At 60.8% G+C, this 20,791-nt stretch carries 20 protein-coding genes; 9 read left to right on the forward strand and 11 right to left on the reverse strand.

Going from position 1 to position 20,791, the window contains the following annotated elements; all coding sequences use genetic code 11:
• The first annotated feature begins 301 nt into the window (after nucleotides 1–301).
• The 5 genes from GGR20_RS11380 to GGR20_RS11400 all read left to right on the forward strand — a co-directional run bounded on the left by GGR20_RS11380 (nucleotide 302) and on the right by GGR20_RS11400 (nucleotide 5,702).
• A complete protein-coding gene (locus GGR20_RS11380; RefSeq protein ID WP_183311386.1) occupies nucleotides 302–1,936 on the forward strand; it encodes a peptide ABC transporter substrate-binding protein in 1,635 nt (544 codons plus the stop codon).
• Between the two features lie 175 nt (nucleotides 1,937–2,111).
• Nucleotides 2,112–3,035: an oligopeptide ABC transporter permease OppB gene (oppB, locus tag GGR20_RS11385; protein ID WP_183311387.1), complete on the forward strand. Its 924-nt coding sequence runs from the start codon at nucleotides 2,112–2,114 to the stop codon at nucleotides 3,033–3,035.
• Between the two features lie 10 nt (nucleotides 3,036–3,045).
• Nucleotides 3,046–3,990: an ABC transporter permease subunit gene (locus tag GGR20_RS11390; protein WP_183311388.1), complete on the forward strand. Its 945-nt coding sequence runs from the start codon at nucleotides 3,046–3,048 to the stop codon at nucleotides 3,988–3,990.
• Between the two features lie 6 nt (nucleotides 3,991–3,996).
• On the forward strand, nucleotides 3,997–4,839 hold the full coding sequence (locus GGR20_RS11395; protein WP_183311389.1) for an ATP-binding cassette domain-containing protein: 843 nt from the start codon (nucleotides 3,997–3,999) through the stop codon (nucleotides 4,837–4,839).
• Complete coding sequence (locus GGR20_RS11400) at nucleotides 4,836–5,702, forward strand: ABC transporter ATP-binding protein (RefSeq protein WP_183311390.1); 867 nt, start codon at nucleotides 4,836–4,838, stop codon at nucleotides 5,700–5,702. The genes GGR20_RS11395 and GGR20_RS11400 overlap by 4 nt, the downstream gene beginning before the upstream one ends.
• Before the next feature lie 78 nt (nucleotides 5,703–5,780).
• Here GGR20_RS11400 and GGR20_RS11405 read toward each other — a convergent pair whose 3' ends face one another.
• Nucleotides 5,781–6,284 carry a response regulator gene (locus tag GGR20_RS11405; RefSeq protein ID WP_183311391.1) on the reverse strand — a complete coding sequence of 168 codons (504 nt, stop codon included), beginning with the start codon at nucleotides 6,282–6,284 and terminating at the stop codon, nucleotides 5,781–5,783.
• Nucleotides 6,285–6,466: 182 nt separating this feature from the next.
• Between GGR20_RS11405 and ykgO the strand changes: the two genes are divergently transcribed.
• The gene (gene ykgO, locus GGR20_RS11410; protein ID WP_046105532.1) at nucleotides 6,467–6,592 is read left to right on the forward strand and encodes a type B 50S ribosomal protein L36; all 126 of its coding nucleotides are present in this window, start codon (nucleotides 6,467–6,469) and stop codon (nucleotides 6,590–6,592) included.
• 296 nt (nucleotides 6,593–6,888) lie between these two features.
• Here ykgO and GGR20_RS11415 read toward each other — a convergent pair whose 3' ends face one another.
• Nucleotides 6,889–7,857, reverse strand: a complete 969-nt coding sequence (locus tag GGR20_RS11415; protein WP_183311392.1) for a nitrilase family protein — start codon at nucleotides 7,855–7,857, stop codon at nucleotides 6,889–6,891.
• A gap of 89 nt (nucleotides 7,858–7,946) precedes the next feature.
• Between GGR20_RS11415 and GGR20_RS11420 the strand changes: the two genes are divergently transcribed.
• Complete coding sequence (locus tag GGR20_RS11420; RefSeq protein WP_183311393.1) at nucleotides 7,947–8,849, forward strand: LysR family transcriptional regulator; 903 nt, start codon at nucleotides 7,947–7,949, stop codon at nucleotides 8,847–8,849.
• 414 nt (nucleotides 8,850–9,263) lie between these two features.
• On the opposite strand, the gene GGR20_RS11425 is transcribed toward GGR20_RS11420, so the two are convergent.
• The 3 genes from GGR20_RS11425 to GGR20_RS11435 all read right to left on the reverse strand — a co-directional run bounded on the left by GGR20_RS11425 (nucleotide 9,264) and on the right by GGR20_RS11435 (nucleotide 12,030).
• Nucleotides 9,264–9,938 (reverse strand): L,D-transpeptidase, encoded by a 675-nt coding sequence (locus GGR20_RS11425; RefSeq protein ID WP_183311394.1) that lies wholly within the window; start codon nucleotides 9,936–9,938, stop codon nucleotides 9,264–9,266.
• Nucleotides 9,939–10,063: 125 nt separating this feature from the next.
• Entirely contained in the window at nucleotides 10,064–11,503 is a 1,440-nt protein-coding gene (gene pyk / locus GGR20_RS11430; RefSeq protein WP_183311395.1) for a pyruvate kinase, read from the reverse strand.
• Nucleotides 11,500–12,030 (reverse strand): DUF1036 domain-containing protein, encoded by a 531-nt coding sequence (locus GGR20_RS11435; protein ID WP_183311396.1) that lies wholly within the window; start codon nucleotides 12,028–12,030, stop codon nucleotides 11,500–11,502. The genes pyk and GGR20_RS11435 overlap by 4 nt, the downstream gene beginning before the upstream one ends.
• A 294-nt stretch (nucleotides 12,031–12,324) precedes the next feature.
• Between GGR20_RS11435 and GGR20_RS11440 the strand changes: the two genes are divergently transcribed.
• Nucleotides 12,325–12,588, forward strand: coding sequence for a DUF2312 domain-containing protein (locus tag GGR20_RS11440; protein WP_061907597.1), 264 nt, complete (start codon nucleotides 12,325–12,327; stop codon nucleotides 12,586–12,588).
• A 7-nt stretch (nucleotides 12,589–12,595) separates the two neighbouring features.
• Here GGR20_RS11440 and GGR20_RS18980 read toward each other — a convergent pair whose 3' ends face one another.
• Together GGR20_RS18980 and GGR20_RS11450 are read right to left on the reverse strand one after the other, a co-directional pair.
• Nucleotides 12,596–12,772: a flagellar basal body rod C-terminal domain-containing protein gene (locus tag GGR20_RS18980; protein WP_183311397.1), complete on the reverse strand. Its 177-nt coding sequence runs from the start codon at nucleotides 12,770–12,772 to the stop codon at nucleotides 12,596–12,598.
• Nucleotides 12,773–12,904: 132 nt separating this feature from the next.
• Nucleotides 12,905–13,615 carry an aspartate/glutamate racemase family protein gene (locus tag GGR20_RS11450; RefSeq protein ID WP_183311398.1) on the reverse strand — a complete coding sequence of 237 codons (711 nt, stop codon included), beginning with the start codon at nucleotides 13,613–13,615 and terminating at the stop codon, nucleotides 12,905–12,907.
• A 146-nt stretch (nucleotides 13,616–13,761) separates the two neighbouring features.
• Here GGR20_RS11450 and GGR20_RS11455 point away from each other — a divergent pair, with 146 nt between their 5' ends.
• The gene (locus tag GGR20_RS11455; protein WP_183311399.1) at nucleotides 13,762–14,223 is read left to right on the forward strand and encodes an Lrp/AsnC family transcriptional regulator; all 462 of its coding nucleotides are present in this window, start codon (nucleotides 13,762–13,764) and stop codon (nucleotides 14,221–14,223) included.
• A gap of 54 nt (nucleotides 14,224–14,277) precedes the next feature.
• Here the strand turns inward: GGR20_RS11455 and dxs are convergent, their stop codons facing one another.
• The 4 genes from dxs to GGR20_RS11475 all read right to left on the reverse strand — a co-directional run bounded on the left by dxs (nucleotide 14,278) and on the right by GGR20_RS11475 (nucleotide 20,733).
• Nucleotides 14,278–16,206, reverse strand: coding sequence for a 1-deoxy-D-xylulose-5-phosphate synthase (gene dxs, locus GGR20_RS11460; RefSeq protein ID WP_183311400.1), 1,929 nt, complete (start codon nucleotides 16,204–16,206; stop codon nucleotides 14,278–14,280).
• Between the two features lie 145 nt (nucleotides 16,207–16,351).
• A complete protein-coding gene (mepK, locus tag GGR20_RS11465) occupies nucleotides 16,352–18,001 on the reverse strand; it encodes a peptidoglycan L,D-endopeptidase MepK (protein WP_476699200.1) in 1,650 nt (549 codons plus the stop codon).
• 199 nt (nucleotides 18,002–18,200) lie between these two features.
• Entirely contained in the window at nucleotides 18,201–19,898 is a 1,698-nt protein-coding gene (locus tag GGR20_RS11470) for a L,D-transpeptidase family protein (protein WP_183311401.1), read from the reverse strand.
• A gap of 163 nt (nucleotides 19,899–20,061) precedes the next feature.
• A complete protein-coding gene (locus tag GGR20_RS11475) occupies nucleotides 20,062–20,733 on the reverse strand; it encodes an outer membrane protein (protein WP_183311402.1) in 672 nt (223 codons plus the stop codon).
• Nucleotides 20,734–20,791 lie beyond the last annotated feature (58 nt).

Here is a 20,791-nt window from a genome sequence, read left to right on the forward strand (position 1 = left end):
GGGTATATTAGCACCCGCTTGCGCGAGCCGAGTGCCGACCTCCGTGCCGTAGTATCTGAATCCATTATTGTCGTGCTGGGCAAAAATTCATGCCTCCCAACAATATGGATATGAGATATTCACAATTGACCCGCTGGTGACGTTTAGGTCAATCTTTTGCTTGTCAGTGGACGGATTTGCGTAATACCGTCCACCATCTTGATCGCCAGGCTCCTGTCTGGTGACAAAGAAGAATGAGCTGCCCACGGAAAAGGCGGCCAGTCAGAGAAACGCAAGAATTCCACAAGGAGATGGGACGAGAATGAAATCCGCAACTCAGAAATTCGTGGCTGTAGCCACCGCTGCCCTGCTGGGGACTACCGCACTGGCCGTGCCGACTTTCGCGGCCAATGTGCCCGAAGGCGTGACGCTTGCTGACGAGCAGACCTTCACCTATCGCGTGCTGGATGAGCACAGCTCTGTCGACCCGCAGATCGTGGAAGATGTGACCGGTTCGGAACTGGTGCGCGACCTGTTCGAGGGCCTGCTGAACCAGAACGCAGATGGTGAGCTGGTGCCGGGCGTCGCCACTGAATGGAGCGCCAACGAAGACAACACCCAGTGGACCTTCAAGCTGCGCGAAGACGCCAAGTGGTCCGATGGCACCGCGGTGACCGCGGGTGACTTCGTCTACGCCTGGAAGCGTCTGGTGAACCCGGAACTGGCTTCGCCTTACGCCTGGTTCGGCGAACTGATGTCGATCGAAAATGCCGCTGAAATCATCGCCGGCGACATGGAACCGTCCGAGTTGGGCGTGGAAGCACCAGACGAGCACACGCTTGTGGTCAACCTGTCGGCCCCGCTCCCCTACTTCCCGGCCATGACCACGCACGCCTCGACCTTCCCCTCGCCGCAGTGGGTGATTGAAGAGCATGGCGATGCCTGGACCCGTCCGGAGAACATTGTCACCAATGGTGCTTATGTGCTGACCGAACACGTTCCGCAGGAGCGTTCGGTGCGTGTAAAGTCCGACACCTACTGGGATGCGGAGAACACTGTCCTCGAAACTGTCACCGCTCTGGTCATCAACGATGAAAACCAGGCCCTGACCCGCTTCCTCGCCGGTGAACTGGACCGCACTGAAGTGCCGACCGGCCAGTATCCGCGTCTCAAGGAAGAGCATCCGGATGCGGCGATCTCGTTCCCGCGCCTCTGCACCTACTACTACAACGTCAACCTGCGCGAGAACGGCCCGGAAGCCCTTAAGGACGTCAAGGTCCGTCAGGCTCTGGCCTATGCGATCGATCGCAACGTGATCACCGACCAGATCCTGCAGGGCGGGCAGACCCCGGCCTACACGTTTACGCCTGGCGCAACTGCCAATTTCGAGGTTCCCTCGGTGCCGTTTGCCGAAATGACCCAAGCAGAGCGTGACGAAGCGGCCAAGTCGCTGATGGAAGAAGCAGGCTATGGCAGCGACAATCCGCTGGAGCTGTCGATCCTGTACAACACCAGTGAAGCACACCGCGAAGTTGCGACCGTGATCGCGCAGATGTGGGAGCAGAAGCTCGGCGTCACCACCACGCTCAACAACATGGAATGGAACACCTTCCTGGAAGCGCGTGGTAATGGCGATTATGAAGTCGCCCGTGCCGGCTGGTGCGGCGACTACAATGAAGCCTCGACCTTCCTTGACCTGATGCAGACCGAGTCCGGCTATAACGACTCGGCCTACTCGAATGAGGAGGTCGACAGCCTGCTTTCTGAAGCCAAGACCCTCACCGATCCAAGCGCCAACTACACGCGCGTCGAAGAGATCGTGGCCGAGGAAATGCCCGTGCTGCCGATCTATCACTATGCCGGCGTCTACATGTTGAACCCGCAGATCCAGGAATGGCCGGTCAACAATGTCGAGCAGAACTGGTACTCGAAGGACCTGTATCGCGTCGCCGAGTAACATCGCGACGATAACCGCTATCCCGCGCCCCTTCTCGGGGGTGCGGGATACGCCCATCTGGGCAATCCAGCATCTGGCGCAGCGACCCTGGACTGGAGGATTTAGTCCTCTGCGAAGCGCCGGTCTGCCAGTAAGCCGGGCCTAGCTTCGCGTCGCCGACGCACGGATCAACAAAATGCTGAAGTACATTCTCAAGCGCCTGGCGGTAGCCATACCCACGCTTTTGATTCTCATTATCTTTTCGTTCATCCTGATGCGGGTTGCCCCTGGCGGTCCGTTCAATTCCGAACGTCCCTTGCCGGCCCAGGTGCTGGCCAATATCGAAGCCAAATACGGGCTCGACCAACCCTGGCATATCCAGCTCTGGGAATATGTGGTCGGCATCGTGACGCGCTTCGATTTCGGGCCCTCCTTTGCCTATACCGATCGCACTGTGAACGACATCATCGCGCAGGGTTTTCCGGTCACCCTTACCTACGGGACCTGGTCCTTCGTGCTGGCCGTGACCGTGGGCTGCCTGCTCGGCATTGCCGCGGCCGTGCGTCACAATAGCTGGATCGACTATTTCGCCGTGGGAACCTCGATCGGTGCCCAGGTACTGCCGAACTTCGTCATGGCGCCGCTGCTGGTGATTGTTTTCACGCTCTGGCTGCACTGGCTGCCCGGTGGGGGCTGGCGCGGCGGGCAACTGCCCTATGTCATCATGCCGGTGATCGCGCTGGGTACCAGCTATATGGCGTCCATTGCCCGCATTACCCGCTCCTCGATGCTCGAAGTGCTCAGCTCGAATTTCATCCGGACCGCCCGGGCCAAGGGGCTGCCCTCGAGCCAGATCATTATCCGGCATGCGCTCAAGCCGGCGCTCATGCCGCTGCTGAGCTATCTGGGTCCGGCCTTTGTGGGCATGGTGACCGGTTCGGTGGTGATCGACGTATTCTTCTCGACCGGCGGCATCGGGCAATTGTTCACCAATTCCGCCTTCAACCGCGATTACTCGGTGATCATGGGGATCACCATTCTCCTTGGTGCCCTGACGATCACCTTCAATCTGGTTGTCGACATTCTTTACGCGTGGGTCGACCCCCGCATTCGCTACTAGGAGCGGGCCAATGGTTCTCAGACCAATTCGTGTGGAAGCCCAGGCTGACCCGACCAATGTGGACGACCAGTCCTACCTGACCGCCACCAAGAGCCGCTCGCTCTGGGCCGACGCGGCCCGTCGTTTCTTCCGGCACATCCCTTCGGTGGTGAGCCTGGTTCTGCTGGTGCTGGTGGCGCTATTCGCCTTTACCGGCAATTTCTTTGCCGTCTGGACCAATTCGGAAGTGGACTGGTCGGTGCTGGGACGGGTGCCCGAACTGGGCGCCCCGTCGCTGGAAAGCGGCCATTACTTCGGAACCGACGATCTGGGCCGCGACCTTTTTGCGCGGGTCGTCCAGGGTAGCCAGATTTCGCTGATGGTCGGCATTGTCGGAGCGGGCATCGCGGTCATAGTCGGTACCGTGTATGGCGCTGTCGCGGGATATTTTGGCGGGCGCCTGGACTCGGTGATGATGCGCCTCGTCGATATCCTGCTTTCGATCCCCTACATGTTCGTGCTGATCCTGCTGCTGGTGGTGTTTGGCCGTTCGATCTCCATGCTGTTCATCGGTATCGGACTGATCTCGTGGCTGGACATGTCCCGTATCGTGCGGGGCCAGACGCTGTCGCTCAAGCAGAAGGAATTCATCGAGGCTGCGCGCGCATCGGGCGCCGGGCATTTCACCATTATCTTCCGGCATATCGTGCCGAACCTGCTGGGCATTGTGGCGGTCTATGCCACGCTGCTGGTGCCGCAGATGATCCTGACCGAGAGCTTTATCTCATTCCTGGGCCTGGGCGTGCAGGAACCCCTGACCTCATGGGGGGCGCTGATCGCCCAGGGTGCGAGCAATGTGATGTATGGCACGCTCTGGCAGTTGCTGTTCCCGCTGGGCTTTTTCATCGTCACGCTGTTCAGCTTCTATTTCGTCGGCGACGGCCTGCGTGACGCTCTCGACCCCAAGGACCGGTAGGACGACATGGCTCTGCTAGAAGTTAAGAACCTCAAGGTCGATTTCGACACCCAGGACGGCGTGGTCCACGCCGTGCGGGACCTCAGCTACACGCTGGAAAAGGGCAAGACCCTGGCGATTGTGGGGGAGAGCGGCTCGGGCAAGACTCAGGGCGCCTTCGCCCTGATGGGTCTGTTACCGAAAAACGGGCGGGCGACGGGCTCGATCCGCTTCGATGGCAAGGAGATCCTCAACCTGCCGCTGCGTGAGCTCAACCGCTATCGCGCCGAAAGGATCGGGATCATCTTCCAGGACCCGATGACCTCGCTCAACCCCTATATGCGTATCTCGCGGCAGATGACCGAGGTGCTCGAGCACCACAAGGGCATGAGCCGCAGCGAAGCGCTGGCCGAAAGCGTGCGTTTCCTCGATGCAGTGCGCATCCCCGACGCCAAGAATCGGGTGCATATGTATCCGCACGAGTTCTCGGGCGGCATGCGGCAGCGCGTGATGATCGCCATGGCGCTGTTGTGCGGGCCCGAATTGCTGATCGCCGACGAGCCAACCACGGCGCTCGACGTGACGGTGCAGGCCGAGATAATCGATCTGCTGGTGGACCTGCAGGAAGATTTCCACGCCTCGATCATCCTGATCACCCATGATCTGGGGATTGTGGCGGGCACCTGCGAGGACACACTGGTGATGTTCAACGGCGAGGTGATGGAATATCGCAAGACCGAAGAGCTGTTTGCCAATCCCGAGCACGCCTACACCAAGGGACTGCTTTCAGCGGTGCCGCGGCTCGACCAAAAGGTCGAGCGCCTTTCCACCGTTTCCTATGAATTCATGGCCGGAGCACGCAAAGCATGAGCGAGCAGGACGTCATTCTCCAGGTCCGTAATCTGTCGGTCCATTTCAACGTGCCGGCGGGCGGGCTGTTTGGCGGGCACAAGGTGCTCAAGGCGGTCAAGAATGTCTCCTTTGACCTGCATGCCGGGGAGACGCTGGGCATTGTAGGGGAGAGCGGCTGTGGCAAGTCGACACTGTCGCGCGCCATTATCCGCCTGATCGAGGCTTCAGGCGGAGAATCGGTGTGGATGGGCAAGGACATCCTCAAGATGAACTCCAGCGAGTTGGTGGGGCTGCGCAAGGATATCCAGATGATCTTTCAGGATCCGCTGGCCTCGCTCAATCCGCGCATGACCGCTGGATCAATCATCGCTGAGCCGCTGCAGATCCATAATCCCGAAGTCACCAAGGCCGAGCGGACCAAGCGCGTGGCCGAGATGATGGAAAAGGTCGGTTTGACGCCGAACATGATCAACAAATATCCGCACGAATTTTCCGGCGGCCAGTGCCAGCGTATCGGCATCGCACGGGCGTTGATCACCCGGCCCAAGCTGATCGTGTGCGACGAAGCGGTTTCGGCGCTCGATGTTTCCGTGCAGGCCCAGGTCATCAATCTGCTCATGGATCTGCAAAAGGAATTCGGCGTTTCCCTGCTGTTCATCGCGCATGACATCGCCGTGGTGCGCCACATCGCGCAGCGCATCATGGTACTTTATTTCGGCGAGGTGGTGGAAATCGGCGAGAGCGAGCAGGTGGTGATGGCGCCCAGCCATGACTACACTAAGAAGTTGATTGCTTCGGTGCCGGTCCCCGATCCCAAGGAAGAAATGAAACGCCGTGAAGTGCGTCGTCGCCTACGCAGGGAGGCGGCGGCTGCCGCCTGAGGCCCTATAGAGCGGGACCGATTGGTACCTTGGCCTGGACCCGGGGATTGCGTTTGGGGTCAGACTGGTGCGTTTGGATCAAGCCTTGTCCGGGTCGTTGGGGCTGCGCCGGTCAGCGGTGCCAACGTCCCTTTCCTGTCGCCGTCGGTCGGGGCCGGAATAGCCGCCCCCCTCGACAAAAGGGCGCGGGTTGGCGGCGATGCTGTCCAGCCGGGACTTGAGGTGGTTGGCGGCAAAGGGCTTGCGCAGAAATTCGGTCACACCTGCGTCGCGCGCCGCCGCAATACGGGCGGCGTCGGGCGCAGCCGACATCATGATCACCGGGGCCAGTCGATTCATGCTCTCCGCATCGACGCGCAACCGCCGAACAATCTCCACGGCATCGGGTTTGACCAGACCATCATCGATGATGACCAGTTCAAAAGGCCTGCGGCGCAGCTCCTGTTGCGCCTGTGATGCATCATTGACTTCGCGGATATCCCGGCGGCCGAGGCCACGCAGCATGCCGGCCACCAGGGCGGCCATGTTGGCCTGCGGGTCAATGATCAAAATGCCGGATTTGGTAATCTGTTCGCTGGGCATCGGGGTCGATTCTGAACTGTGTTCAGGACTAGAATAAGCCACGTCGATAACTGGCGCGTTAACGGCTTTGCAACGGGGGAAAGCGACGCGATTGCGCGTTGACAGGTGGGCTCCGTTTCCTTATGTAGAGGCCAGTTTTCGGGCGCCTTGGCGCCCCTTTTGTTTGACCGAGGATTACTAAGATGAAGATCCGCAACTCGCTGAAGGCGTTGATGACTCGCCACCGCGCGAACAAGCTCGTCCGCCGCCGCGGCCGCGTTTACATCATCAACAAGGTGGACAAGCGCTTCAAGGCCCGCCAGGGCTAAGCGCTTCGCGCTCACCGATTTGACTTCGACAAGGCCTGCACGAAAGTGCGGGCCTTGTTGCGTTGATGGGTGGGGCGGATGGTCTGAAGGGCGGAACTCTCGCCACGAAGACGTTCAATGCCGAAGCACTGACATTGCCTCACCCTCGGCCTTGAGCCGAGGGCTCTGTGCATTTTCGGCGGGTATGGGGTGGGAAGCGGACTGGCGGCTTTATTAATCAAGCAAGATAAGCTGACGCTAGATCCCTCACGTGGGGCCAGTAGCGTAGCGCGCCGAACAGCCTAAAACGCGCGCTCCTAGACCGAACGTGTCGAGGTTTGGGAGTAGCGCGCCTCCATCGGCGAAAGGCCTTTTGGATTTGGCCGGGTGAGTATGCCGTAAAGCTCCGGACGACGTCCGCGAATCCAACGTTGGCCCGTGCACTTGTCCAGTAAAGCGAGGTCGACTTCTGTGGTGACTATTGCGTCCGCCGCTTGCCAGGTTTCGACCAGAATTCGGCCGTAAGGATCGAGAACCATCGCGTTTCCGGTACGAACTTCATCCTCGTCCTGGCCAATGCCGTTGCTGAAAATCAAGAACATACCATTGTCGTGAGCCCGCGACGGCAACCACCGCAGGAGCCATTCGCGACCATTGGGGCCCCTGATTTCAGCTTCAATTGCTGCGGGATTTTCTTGTCTGCGCTGCCACTTCTCGACCGGTATCCGCTTCATACCGTGTGGACTGACAGATTGCCCCCCGCCAGCCTGATGCGGTGCAATCAGCATTTCTGCTCCTAGCAACGCGTTGGCTCTCGCATTTTCGATCAAGTTATTGTCCCAGCAGATCAGGATACCTGCTCGGACGCCCCACGGCGTATCGAACACGGTGAAGCTATTGCCGCTCTGGATAAGGGGATGTTCCCAGGCATGGAGCTTGCGGTGACAATGAACATGACCATTCGGCATGGACACGGCGTAGGAATTGTAGAGCTCTCCATTGTCCGAGAGTTCCAAAAAGCCAGCGCCGATAGCTATGCCATGCTCCCGCGCCAGACGAGAAACATAGGAGATCGAAGGCCCGGTCAACGGCTCAGCCAGCGCCCGCAACGCTGCTGCATCCAGTTTTGGAACGTGCCAGTAGCCGCCAATACACATTTCCGGAAAGGCTGCGAGCTGACTGCCCTCCGAGGCCGCCTGAGCCGTGAAGGCCGCGATTCGCCCCAGATTGTATTCCTTATCGTTGGCACGGTGCTGGAATTGAACTGAAGAAACTTTCAATGTCATGACTCTTACTCCTGAGACTTGGAGCGAGAAAATCATGCTGCTATCGTTTCGTAAAATGAGATATTTGACACAAAAAAGTCGGTAAGAGAATGGATCTTAAGCTGCTGCGCTCCTTCGTTCAGCTCAGCGACACCGGGCATTATGGCAAGGCAGCCGAAAAGCTTTTTGTCACACAGTCGACGTTATCCAAGCAGATGCAGGCGTTGGAGATGACAGTTGGCGGCCCCCTGTTTGAGCGTGGGCGACATGGCGCCAGGCTATCGCAATTGGGTAAATTGCTTCACCAAGAGGCCTTGATCCTTTTGCGCTTGAGCGATGACATCGACGTCAAAATGCAACGAGCAACTGCAGGTCTTACGGGCAATCTCGACATTGGATTTGGTATTTCCACGCTCATTACGGCACCCCAATTCATTGCCGAATTCCGAGCTATGGTCACCGATTGCCAGATTACACTCAATGACATGCCCTCCAGGGACCAGCATCAAAGATTGCTGGATGGGCGTCTCGATATCGGATTTTGTCGTGCGCCAGTAGAACTGGGTGAGCTGTCATTCCTAGAGATTGCAGAGGAGCAGTTGGCTCTCGTAATGCCTCGTGACATGGCACTCCCTGACGTAGACCAATCGGCATCGTTGAACAGCCTTGGGTTTGTCGCGCTAACGCCGTCGCGCGGGCCCGGGCTTAACGAGCAGATCCGGAAATGGTGTATCGGAGCCCAATTTGCTCCAAGGGTTGTCCAGCACGCCGATGACATCTTGACTATCCACGCAGTGGTCGCGGCTGGACTTGGCTGCGCGTTTCTACCGCTGCAGGGCGTTGAAGCCCTAGGGAACCGCACACTGCAACGGCCCCTGTCCGGTGAGGGAGCGAAATGGCCTATTGGAATCTGTTGGCGGAGTAAGGAGACAAACCCGGTGCTGCTCCGATTTGTTAATTACGTCGCCGAACGTACTGCAGGTTTTGGACAGCGACAGCGAGAAGCGAAATGACCAAGATGGGTCAAGCTGACCATCGGTTTTGCCTTGTTCTGTCCACCTCACCCGGGGCCCATCCTGAGACGGCGCCGCGCGTGCAGACCCCTGTCGGAGCCGGTGGGTAGATATTGGGAGGGGCGGCCCCGGCTTCCCTCGGGGTGACAGTCGGTGGATCAGGGATGTCGCTGCGGAAAATTTCAGGCAATTGGCTGGACAGTCTTGTCGACCACAACGGGGGCGATTTCTGCCATGACGACGGACTTGCTGCACGGGCCAGAGCAACCCACAGGCTGTCACCCTGGCGCAGGCCGGGGCTCATCCTGAACTTCGTGATATCGCTCCATTCTCGTAACCGCGAGGCAAGACTGCCGGACGGCCAAGTCAAGCGCGCCAGGAGGAGACGTTATGCGGTTCGATGACCCAGCCGGATCAGGCCTTGAGCACGATGACCTTGGTGTTGACCGGGGTGCGCTCGTAGAGGTGCATCATGTCCTGGGTGAGCAGACCGATACAGCCGCTCGAAATGCCCTTGCCGATCGTTTCTGGCTGACGGGTGCTGTAGAGCGTGTACAGCGTATAGCGCCCATCCTGGTAGAGGTAGAGCGTGCGGGCGCCCAGCGGGTTGTCGAGGCCAGGGGGCATGCCGCCGGCATATTTAGCCACTTCGGGCTGCCGTTCAATCATTTCCCGGGGCGGGGTCCAGACCGGCCACTCGGCCTTGCGGCCAATATAGGCGTCCCCGCTCCAGAGAAAGCCGGCCCGCCCGACATTGACGCCATAGCGCGTGGCGACATTGTCACCCTCGATGCGATAGACATAGTAATTGCGCGGATCAACGATGATGGTGCCGGGCGCCTCGGCACTGTCATAGCGCACGGTGCGGCGCCAATATTTTGGAGCGACCTTGTTGAGATTGACCGCCTCGATGGGGAAGCGCTCATCGGGCAGTGGGCCATAGGCCTGTTCGGCCTCGGCCATGCTCAGTGCCTTGATCGTGGTGCAGCCGGAAAGCGCCAGCGTGCCCAGCGCCGCGGCGGAGCCGAGCAGAAAGCCCCTGCGGCCCATCGGCGTTCCGCTCGATGTTTGTCCATCACCTGTACGCATCACCCTGCTCCCTTGCTCGACTGGTGCGATCTTGATCCTTGCCGGGCATGGCTGCAAGCAAAGCACAAACAAACAAGGCCCCGACAGCGTCGGGGCCTTGGTCATTGATGCAGCTGGGTAACACCCTAGCTCGAGCCGGCGCCGTCCTGACGGACAAAGGCGATACGCAGCATATTGGTCGCGCCGGGGGTGCCCAGGGGCACGCCGGCGGTAATTGCGATGCGGTCGCCGGGGCGGGCAAAGCCTTCCTCATAGGCGATGACGCAGGCACGATCGACCATGTCTTCCAGGCTCACCGCATCCTCGGTCTGGACGCAGTGAATGCCCCAGACCACCGACAGGCGACGAATGGTGCGCAGATTGGGTGAGAGCGCAATGATGGGCTTGTTAGGCCGCTCGCGCGCGGCGCGGATGCCGGTCGAACCCGAGGCGGTGTAGGTGACGATGGCAGCCAGATCGAGGGTTTCGGCAACCTGGCGCGTCGCGGCCGAGATGGCGTCGGCGGCGGTCGCCTCCGGTTCGGTCTGCGCTGCGCGAATGATATTGTTGTAGTTGGCGTCGCTTTCCACCGCCACGGCAACCTTGGCCATGGTGGAGACGGCTTCGACCGGATAGTCGCCCGAGGCGCTTTCCGCCGAGAGCATGACCGCGTCGGCGCCTTCAAACACGGCGATCGACACGTCCGAGACCTCGGCGCGGGTCGGCACCGGCGCGGTGATCATGGATTCGAGCATCTGGGTGGCGACGATAACCGGCTTGCCGAAGCGGCGGCACATGCGGATCATGCGCTTTTGCAGCCCGGGGACCTGCTCAAGCGGCAGTTCGACACCCAGATCGCCACGGGCGACCATGATGGCGTCGGAGAGCTTAACGATCTCCTCGAGCCGCTCGATGGCCTGCGGCTTTTCGATCTTGGCCATGACGCCGGCGCGACCCTGGACGATCTTGCGCACATCGATGATGTCTTCTGGGCGCTGCACGAAGCTGAGCGCAACCCAGTCGACCTCGGCCTTGAGCGCTTCGAGCAGGTCCGCATGGTCCTTTTCGGTCAGCGCGCCGGTGGGCAGCAGCGTATCGGGCAGGGAGACGCCCTTCTTGTCGGAGAGCTTGCCGCCATAGATGACCTCGGTCTCGATGGCGCCATTGCCGACCTTGGTCGCCTTCAATTGCAGCTTGCCGTCATCGAGCAGCAGGCGGTCACCCACAGAGACGCTCTCAATGATCTCCGGGTGCGGCAGGAAAACGCGCTGGGCGTTGCCCTGATCGTTCTGCTCGCTATCGAGGGTAAAGCTCTGCCCTGCGACCAGATTGACCGAGCCTTCGGCGAATTTCCAAACGCGCAGCTTGGGGCCCTGCAGATCGGCCAGGATGCCAATGGGGTGCTTGAGACGCGCTTCGACCGCGCGGATGCGCTTGACGGTCTGGTGCAGCACCTCGTGGCTGGCATGGCTCATATTGATGCGGAAGACGTCGGCCCCGGCCTTGGCCAGTTCCTCGATCATGGTCTCCTCGTGGCTCGCGGGCCCGAGGGTGGCAAGGATCTTTGCGCGTCTGATCCGTCTCATTGCGTGTCCGTATTGTCTGGCGTTAAGGGCTCGTCGGGGTCGACCAGGAAAGCCGGATCTTCGAGATCTTCGCCCAGGTCCGGGCCGACAATGCTTGGCGCGCCGGCGCTCTCGGTGAGCTGCAGCGTCCAGTCGGTACGGTTCTGTGTATCGATTTCAAAGAACCCGGTGCGCTCATAGCCCCGGGCGAGGCAATCCTCAACCCCGAATATTGTGAAGGTTTCGTCACGGGTGCACATGAAGACCTGACCGTCCCAGGACCCGCCGCCGATATCGTCCACTGCGTAGAGGTAGTAGAAGCGACGGGCGAGGTCGCCCTGGAAGATCGTGCGGCAGTCGCCCGGAGGGGTCTGCCACCAGCCTTCGCTCATCCAGCCCCGCTCGGCGCGATAGCCCAGGGAGACCGAAACCAGATTGGCGGTTTCATTGCAGATACGCAGCTCGGCCTGTGCGGGCGTGGCCATGGCCATCAGGCCACCAAGGGTGGCAAGCAACAGGGTCGAGCCAAGACGGATAGGGTTCACCATTGCGCTGGAAATCACCGGAAAACGTGCCCTTCTTTGATCGTATGGTAGAGACGAGGTCAATGGCTAAAGGGGGGATTTGACGGAAATGCGGGCATGAATGCCACGCTGATCATAAAAGCGGCGTGAGTGACCCCGAGCAACAACGGCAAGCCCGGGCAGGGTGTGGATTGCGGGTAAAGGGGGTTGAATGGGGGGCGGGCTTGGGGTTGATGGGGCGCGGACAATTCCGCAGCAATTTCGCGCCAGCCGTCCGGCATTTGACCGGCCGGAACTGGTCGCCAGGAGAGACGAAGCATGGCCGTTGAAGATAGCGTCGCGCAGGATCAGTTGCGCGCTTTCATCGAGCGCATCGAGCGTATGGAAGAAGAAAAGGCGGCCATCGCCGCCGACATCAAGGAAATCTATGCCGAAGCCAAGGGCAATGGCTTCGATACCAAGATCCTGCGCAAGATCGTGACCATCCGCAAGCAGGATGCCAATGAGCGCATGGAGCAGGAAGCCCTGCTTGAGCTCTATATGTCCGCCCTGGGCATGGTTGAAGCACCGCCCGAGCGGTAATTGTCGATCAAGCCAGTATGTCGAGCAGGGCTTTGGACATGTCGCTGGCCACACTGACGACCTTCGCGGAGGCCTTGAAGTTGGCCTCGGCGCCGATCACGTTGACCATTTCGCTCGAGAGCTCGACGGGTGCCTTCGGTGCTCGAGCGAGCGATGCGCGCGGCGCTTTGCTCCAGCTGGCCACTGGCACGCTGCATGCCGTAGGCACCAATGGAAATGCTGGAAATGGTCATGGGCCGTCCTTTTTCTGCAGAATCCAAAGGCCAGCAAGACTCTCAATAATCAGTTAGCCTGACTGGTTCATCCGGCCTCCAGATTACGCGGCTTTGGCGGCTTCATCGCCAAGAGCAAAGCGGATCGCGGCATCTGCGTGGATGGTTGTCGAGTCGAAGCCGGGCAGGGGCAGGGTCTTTGGATCGATCAGCAGTCCAATTTCGGTGCAGCCGAGGATGACGGAGTCGGCCCCCTCGGCCTTGGCGCGCCCAATGATGTCGAGATAGGCCGCGCGGGCCGCCGCGCGCACCTGACCCTGGCAGAGTTCGTTGAAAATGATGTCGTGAACGATGGTGCGATCGTCTGCTGTGGGTACCATCACCTCGATGCCCTGGGCTTTCATCCGCTCGGTATAAAAGCCGTGTTCCATCGTGTAGCGGGTGGCAAGCAGCAGCGGGCGCTTGTGGCCGTGGGCCAGCAAGGTAGACGCCGTTTCGGTGATGATGTCGATCAGCGGAATGCCTGACATTGCTGCCACCGGTTCGGCGACCAGATGCATGGTATTGGTGCAGATCAGGACGCAGTCCGCGCCGGCTCGGGCCAGACCAGCCCCGGCCCGCCCCAGCAGGTCGCCGGCCTGATCCCAGCGCCCGGCCTGTTGCAAGGCCACGACTTCGGTGAAGTCGAGAGAGCGCATGGCGATTTCGGCGGATGCCAGGCCGCCGCGCAGGCGCCGAACTTCCTGATTGATATGGCGATAATAGACGGCAGTCGATTCCCAGCTCATGCCGCCGATCAAACCAATCGTCTTCATTTTTGCGTCCTCCAGGTCGCTGAAATGATGCGGCGTTTGAAGAGCAAAGGGCGCGCAGAGTTTGGCTGCTATGGCAGATAGCGCGCGGCAAATTTGCAGGGGAGTGAGAAGATGCGCTAATATTGTGCGCGAATGGAGCAGAACTCATGCTGGACGAGCGCGACCGAAAGATTTTGAGCTTATTGCAGGCGGATGCCGAGCAGCCCGTCAACGATATTGCGGCGGTAGTGGCGCTCTCGCCTTCGGCTTGTTCCCGCCGGATCGCCCGGCTCAAGGAGGAGGGGTTCATAGCGCGCACCGCGGCGGAATTGGACCGGCGCAAAATGGGCCTCCCGACGACCGTATTTGTCATCGTGCGCACCGGCTCACATGCCGCCGACTGGCTGGAGAAGTTCCATGCGGCCGTTTCAGCAGTCCCCGAGATCGTCGAAGTGCACCGCCTGACCGGCAATTTCGACTACATTCTCAAGATCGTGCTGCCCGATGTTGAACACTATGACGTGGTCTACAAGCAGCTCGTTTCGCGTATCGAGCTGTTCGACATGTCAGCCTATATTTCGATGGAAACGGTCAAGTCCTCGCCCGGCCTGCCGACGAACTACGCGTAATCTCAGTTCTGCAGTCCCTCCTTGAGGAGAGGCGGCGGCAGCGCTGAGGCCGTACTAGATCCTTGCCATCGCTGCTTTCATAGCCGCCTCGTCATATCCGAGCGCGGTGAGCGCAGCAGCGACAACACCGGCGCGATCCAGGCCAGCGGCAGCATACATGTCGGCCTGGGACGCGTGTTCGACAAAGGTGTCGGGGATCATCAGCGGACGGAAACGCAGTTTGCCATCGAGCAAGCCGTTGCTGGCAAGGAATGTGGCGACATGGCTGCCAAAGCCACCCAGGCCGCCTTCTTCGGTCGTGATCAACACATCGTGGCTCTGTGCCAGCGAGGCGATGAGCTCTTCATCCAAAGGCTTGAGGAAGCGCGCGTCGGCCACGGTGGGGTTGAGCCCGAGAGCGGCCAGCTTGTCTGCGGCGGCGAGCACTTCGCCCAGCCGCGTGCCATAAGAGAGCAGCGCGATCGTGCTGCCCTGGCGCACAATGCGGCCCTTGCCAATCGAGAGAATCTCACCGCGTTCCGGCATGTCCACGCCCATGCCTTCGCCGCGCGGATACCGGAAGCTAATCGGGCCACTGTCAAAAGCGGTCGCGGTTGCTACCATGTGGCGCAATTCGGCCTCATCCGCGGCGGCCATATGCACCATGCCGGGAATGGCGCCGAGATAGGCATTGTCATAATTGCCGGCATGGGTCGGTCCATCGGCGCCGACATAGCCGGCCCGGTCGATGGCGAAGCGCACCGGCAGGCCCTGAATGGCGACGTCGTGGATCACCTGGTCATAGGCGCGCTGCAGGAAGGTCGAATAGATGGCACAGAAGGGCTTCATACCCTCGCTGGCCATGCCCGCCGCAAAGGTCACGGCATGCTGTTCGGCGATACCCACATCGTAGATGCGGCTGGGAAAGACCTCTGCGAACTTATCGAGGCCCGTGCCCGAGGGCATGGCGGCGGTGACGGCCACCACGCGCGGATCAGCCTGGGCCTCCTGGATCAGTGAAGAGGCAAACACCGAGGTGTAGGAGGGCGCGTTGGAGGGCGCCTTGGCCTGGGCGCCGGTGATGACGTTGAACTTGGAAACGCCATGATATTTGTCAGCCGAATTCTCGGCCGGGGCGTAGCCCTTGCCCTTTTTGGTCACGGCGTGAATCAGGATCGGGCCCTGGCCAAATTCCTTGACGTTGTCGAGGATGGCCAGCAGGTCTTCCAGATTGTGCCCGTCGATCGGGCCGACATAGTAGAAGCCCAGTTCCTCGAACAGCGTGCCGCCGGTGAAGAAGGAGCGCGCAAATTCCTCGGTGCGGCGAGCCGGCTCGTGCAGGAAGGGGGGGAGTTTGGAGACCATGGCCTTGGCCGCCTCGCGGGTGCCGCGATAGACCGGGCCGGAGACCAGACGGGCCAGGTAGGTTCGCAGGGCGCCGGTGGGGGGAGCGATGGACATGTCATTGTCGTTGAGGATGACAATGAGGCGTGCATCCATGGCGCCGGCGTTGTTCATCGCCTCATAGGCCATGCCGGCCGACATGGCACCGTCGCCGATGACGGCAATGACATTACGCGGCTTTTCCATGTGCTTGCTGGCCTCAGCCATGCCCAGGCCAGCCGAGATCGATGTCGATGAATGCCCGGCGCCGAAGGGATCATATTCGCTTTCGGCGCGGCGGGTGAAGCCGGAGAGCCCGCCCTTCTGCCGAAGGGTGCGCATGCGGTCGCGACGGCCGGTCAGGATTTTGTGCGGATAGGCTTGATGGCCAACATCCCAGATAATGCGGTCGTGCGGGGTGTCGAATACGGCGTGCAGCGCAACGGTCAGTTCGACTACCCCCAGGCCCGCCCCGAGATGGCCGCCGGTGACCGAAACAGCGTCGATCATTTCGGCCCGCAATTCATCAGCAAGCTGACGCAGATCCTCACGCGGCATGTCACGCAGATCGGCTGGGGTCTGAACGGTGTCGAGCAGCGGCGTATCGGGCTTGTTGGCCAAGCGTATCCCCGTCAAATATCTGGTTTGTCCCTGTTTAGGCGCAGGGTGATGCCTTTGCAATGCCAGCCAGGGCAATGCGGCGATGGCTCCCACTAGTGGGCGAGCATTCAGGCAATTGCGGGGCAGAAGACGCGGGGCGGCGCGGTCAGTTGCTGGCGAGGACCAGAGGCGCGGTGCGCGTGAAACGGTTATGGACCGGCGCTGGCGCCCTATCACCGACGCCCTTGATCAGCACATGGCGGCCCATTTCCGGGGTCGGGTCGAAATCAGCCTCATCGTGATTGAAGATCACGGCATAGCGGCCCGAGGACATCGCCGCCGGGTCGGTGAAGATGTCCGCGACATGTTCAAGGTCGGGGGCTACCAGAGCGGGGCGGCGCATAGCGTCGGGATCGGGACGGGCGGCGACATGTTTCACCAGTGCCTCGGCCAGGGGCGTCGGTGCTTCAGCATCGGTCGCGCTGAATGTGCCGCCGAACAGGTCGGACAGATTGCCGCTGAGTGAGGCGGTCTGGATGTTTGCCGCCGGCCGCAGGGGCGGCAGAGCCGGCAGTCGATCGGTTGGTGCGGGGGGCGTTGCCGTGGCGCTGGCAGTGGTGGTGCCTTCGATGATCATTTCCAGCGCGCGTTGTGCCTCGGGTTCTGCTTTCGGGCTGGCGGCAGCATAAGCCGTCAGGATATCGGCCGGCGGGTCCGTCATGATGACGCGTGGCGTCGGCATGGTGGGTTCGGTCAGAGCGGCGAGGGCGGTGACAGCGTCGTTGTTCCGCAAGTCACTGGGCATGGCCACGGGCATGGTCACCGCGACCTGCGAGGCCAGCGTCATCTCGCCGCCGGTCAGCGGCGCGCTGCCGCTGGTCGAAAAGGGCAGGTTGGTGTCCGACACCGAGGCTACTGCGAGGTCTGTTCCGCCCAGGTCGGCGGGACGACGTTCGGGCATTGCCGGGGCTACCGGGGTGGAGCGCTGCGGAGCCAGCGAGGCTGTCTGCACCTGCGGTGCGCTGGCGGATGTCTGTTCGTTTCCGCCAAACAGCAGGTCCACCAGGGTGCGGCCGCTGCCCTCCGAGGCGCTGGCCACCCGCGTGCCCGAACTGGAGCCGTTGCAGGGGAAGGCGTGGCAGCGTTTCCATTCGGCCAGGGCAACATTGTAGCCCTGTTGGGACAGCACCTTGCCATCGGTGGGCAGGTGCATGGTCTTGCCGTCAGGAAACAGTTCCTTGAGCTGGGCGCGGGTCATGCGGGGCCAGGCGCGCACAGAACCGGTGTCCAGATGGACAAAAGGGCTGCCCGAAGTGGGATAGTAGCCCACGCCACCAACCTGTTTCTTCATGGCGGCGGCGCGCAGCTTGGCCAGCGGCACACCGGGAATGAAGAAATCCATCGCGGTGCCGCGCATATGCTGGGAATTGTCGGCGACGCCGGACGATTTGGACGCCAGCATCGCGTTGGTGGCCGGAGAGCGATAGGCCGACACGATGTTAACCGGCTGGGTGCCGCCCACCTCCTGGTAGACTTCCCAGATTAGGTCGAACAGTCGCGGGTCCATCTTGGTGGCTTCGTCGCGCCGCCAGTCCCGCAAAAACTGATTGAGCTCGTTCAGGCCCGACTGGACATATTGCCCGTTGCGCTTGAAGACGATGCGGGCGGTTTCCTTGGTGTGGGTATAATGGAGGTAAAGGGCGCGCTCGGATGCTGCCTGAACCGGCGCCACCGGCAGTAAGGCGGACACGCACAACGCCGCAGCGGCAACAAGCCGTGCAGCACCCCGCCAATTGATCAACCCCAAGACCGTCACGCCAAACTCTGCCCGGCTCTCTCGTCAGATAATGGTGAGACGTTAGCGCTCAATTCGCTCGAATTGATTAACGCTAACCAGTTGTGAACTGACCTTAGATCCCCTCACGCTTTCGTTATTACGGGCAAAAACGGGCACAACCAAGGCGAAATTGTTACCAAGGCGTTAACCGATCCTGGTGCGACTTGGGCATTTGCCCTCAGGGGGAGAGTTCCTGGGGCACCGTTTCCGCCTCGGCGATAATGGCTGGCGGATCAACCGCATCGAGCCCCATGGCGGCGATCAGCTTTTCGTTGTGGCCGTAAAGATCGCCATAGGAACGGATGGAACCCTCTTCGTCCACGCGCAAGGTGAAGTAGGCTATGTGCACCGGGATCTGCTTTTGCGGGTTCACCCAGCGCTCGGAGGGCCCGAACATGGATTCGAGCGAGCTGCGTGAAATATTTGGCTCATTGGCCATCAGCGCGTCGGCAAATTCGAGCGGATTCTGCACTCGCACGCAACCATGGCTGAAGGCGCGGTAGGAACGCGAAAACAGCGATTTGGACGGGGTGTCGTGCAGATAGACGTCATGCTTGTTGGGGAAGAGGAATTTGATCTGCCCTAGGGCGTTGCCAGCGCCAGGGCGCTGGCGCACGCGGAAGGGGAAATTGGAGGCGGATACCTGCGTCCAGTCGACCTGCCAGGGGCTGACCGGGGCGCCGTTATACAGCAGATCCATATTGTGGCTGTCGGTATAGCCCGGATTACGCAGCACCGCCGGGGCGATTTCGCCACGAATAATGGACGAGGGCACGTTCCAGTATGGGTTCACCACCAGATGCCGGATGCTGTCCGAAAACACCGGCGTCTGGTTCTTCGTCGTGCCGACCACCACGCGCGTCGTGTATTCTTCCTTGCCATGACGCAGGATCGAGAGGCGGAATTCAGGGATGTTCACAAAGACAGTGAAGTCGCCCAAATCGGCCGGCATCCAGCGCCAACGCTCCATATTGGCGATGATGTCTTCGCGCCGTGTGGCCACGCCCCCATTGAGAGCGGCGACCGTGGCGGGGCCGATAATGCCGTCGACTTCGAGCCCCTGACCTTCCTGAAAGGACCTGATGGCATCCACAGTCAGCGCGTCATAGAGCTGGGAGGTTGAAGCGTCTAATTTGAGCCGGGCGCGAATGGCCGGCAGGCGGGCATCGGAATTGCCCGGGCGGAGGACCGGACCATCGCCGATCGGGGTGGGGCGGGCCGCGTTGGACTGTTCAAAACGTGCAAGAGCCGCCTTGAGCGCCTGGAACTCGCGATGCTGGGGTTCAAGCTGCATCAGGATCTTGGCCGGATCCTTGCTCTGAGCCAGTTTCTCAAGCAGCGCGGCCTCGTTGATCGGCTTGCGCTTGAGATCGAGCAGGGTGCTGATCGACTGGGGATTGATGCGGCCATTATGCAGGTGATCGGCATAGCGCATGGTGGCCGCCGAAAAGGCGGTTTCCAGGGTTGCCAGTTCGACGCCGTCACCCGATAGCCGCGCTGCGTCGATTTCCGGGGTCAGATAGTCCGAGGGATTCAGCCCCTCGCTGGCCGCGTTCTCGAACAGGGTGATGATCTTGTTGGCTGCAGATGAAAAGGCGACCGCTCCATTTGCCTGTTCGGTCAGCCAGATCGGCTCGAAATGGCGTTCGCCATACAGAAAATAGAGCCTTTGGGCCTCTTCATGGGCGCGCGTGTCGGGCCGGGCCCCGTAATAGGCGGCGGAAAGTCCGGTCTTGATGGTGCGCGCAAGGTCACTTTGCGGCGGGGCAATGACAATGCGGCTGGTATCAAGGCTGGCGACCTGCTGGGCCGAGACCGACGGAACCACGGTTATGGCGGCAACCAAAGCGACCAGACTGACCAGAACCTTGTTCATGCTTGCTCCCGACATCATTCACCCAGGACAGACGCGAATCTCAACGCACCCGGCCTGCCAAGGAAAATCTTTAGCCCGCAATTCTTAACAGGGGCAATCGCTCGCAGATTCGTGAAACAGCGCTGTGGCAGGACTGCAACGGTGGGTCTGGTCGGCCTTTGAACTAAAACTTGTAGTTGATGCCGGCGCGCACCAGCGAAAAGCGCTGGGTGATGTCCCGATTGCCGGTGGGGAGGCCCGCATAGGACTGCTCACCAAGGTCGACATAAAGATATTCCGCCTTGAGCGAAATATTGGCGGTGGCCTGAGCTTCAAGGCCGAGACCTGCGGTCCAGCCGAAATGGTTGGCTGTTTGCGAGGTCACGACGCCAGTGCTTTCCTGGGCGACGCCGCGTCCGAAGGCGAGACCGCCCGTTGCATAGGGCATGACCTGACCCACGGGGACGCCTGCGCGGCCGCGCACGGTGCCGAAGACATCGGTCTTGGCCTCGAAAGAGCCGCCGGCGATGGGTTCATTGTAGCCGATGCTGGCCCATTGCAGGTCGGCTTCGCCACCGACCACGAAGCCGCCCAGGTCCATATTGTAGCCGGCCTGGCCACCCAGGCTCCAGCCGGCGCTATTGTTGTTGGCCTGGCCGCCAGCCAACGCTGGGCTGTTGGTGGTCGTGCCCCACGCGTGGCCGCCACTTACGCCAGCGTAAAAGCCGGTCCATTGGGTGGCGCTGGCTGATCCGTAGATGGGCGAGGTGGCATTGCTGTTCCAGTTGAGGTCGGCCGCCTGCACCGCAGTCGAGGCCACCATGAGAGTAAGAAGGGCAATGGCTGAATGTCGCATGAGGGCCTCACTGGTTAGGAGATTGGCGACATTTCGCGCCAATTTCTTAACGGCCAGG

Origin of the sequence: Devosia subaequoris (assembly GCF_014197055.1) — a bacterium.
GTDB classification, from domain to species: domain Bacteria; phylum Pseudomonadota; class Alphaproteobacteria; order Rhizobiales; family Devosiaceae; genus Devosia; species Devosia subaequoris.

Excerpts from the sequence above, each read along its gene's own strand:
- GGR20_RS11380 (WP_183311386.1), top strand. The coding sequence starts at position 302 with ATGAAATCCGCAACTCAGAAATTCGTGGCTGTAGCCACCGCTGCCCTG.
- oppB (WP_183311387.1), top strand. The coding sequence starts at position 2,112 with ATGCTGAAGTACATTCTCAAGCGCCTGGCGGTAGCCATACCCACGCTT.
- GGR20_RS11390 (WP_183311388.1), top strand. The coding sequence starts at position 3,046 with ATGGTTCTCAGACCAATTCGTGTGGAAGCCCAGGCTGACCCGACCAAT.
- GGR20_RS11395 (WP_183311389.1), top strand. The coding sequence starts at position 3,997 with ATGGCTCTGCTAGAAGTTAAGAACCTCAAGGTCGATTTCGACACCCAG.
- GGR20_RS11400 (WP_183311390.1), top strand. The coding sequence starts at position 4,836 with ATGAGCGAGCAGGACGTCATTCTCCAGGTCCGTAATCTGTCGGTCCAT.
- GGR20_RS11405 (WP_183311391.1), bottom strand. The coding sequence starts at position 6,284 with ATGCCCAGCGAACAGATTACCAAATCCGGCATTTTGATCATTGACCCG.
- ykgO (WP_046105532.1), top strand. The coding sequence starts at position 6,467 with ATGAAGATCCGCAACTCGCTGAAGGCGTTGATGACTCGCCACCGCGCG.
- GGR20_RS11415 (WP_183311392.1), bottom strand. The coding sequence starts at position 7,857 with ATGACATTGAAAGTTTCTTCAGTTCAATTCCAGCACCGTGCCAACGAT.
- GGR20_RS11420 (WP_183311393.1), top strand. The coding sequence starts at position 7,947 with ATGGATCTTAAGCTGCTGCGCTCCTTCGTTCAGCTCAGCGACACCGGG.
- GGR20_RS11425 (WP_183311394.1), bottom strand. The coding sequence starts at position 9,938 with ATGCGTACAGGTGATGGACAAACATCGAGCGGAACGCCGATGGGCCGC.
- pyk (WP_183311395.1), bottom strand. The coding sequence starts at position 11,503 with ATGAGACGGATCAGACGCGCAAAGATCCTTGCCACCCTCGGGCCCGCG.
- GGR20_RS11435 (WP_183311396.1), bottom strand. The coding sequence starts at position 12,030 with ATGGTGAACCCTATCCGTCTTGGCTCGACCCTGTTGCTTGCCACCCTT.
- GGR20_RS11440 (WP_061907597.1), top strand. The coding sequence starts at position 12,325 with ATGGCCGTTGAAGATAGCGTCGCGCAGGATCAGTTGCGCGCTTTCATC.
- GGR20_RS11450 (WP_183311398.1), bottom strand. The coding sequence starts at position 13,615 with ATGAAGACGATTGGTTTGATCGGCGGCATGAGCTGGGAATCGACTGCC.
- GGR20_RS11455 (WP_183311399.1), top strand. The coding sequence starts at position 13,762 with ATGCTGGACGAGCGCGACCGAAAGATTTTGAGCTTATTGCAGGCGGAT.
- GGR20_RS11470 (WP_183311401.1), bottom strand. The coding sequence starts at position 19,898 with ATGAACAAGGTTCTGGTCAGTCTGGTCGCTTTGGTTGCCGCCATAACC.
- GGR20_RS11475 (WP_183311402.1), bottom strand. The coding sequence starts at position 20,733 with ATGCGACATTCAGCCATTGCCCTTCTTACTCTCATGGTGGCCTCGACT.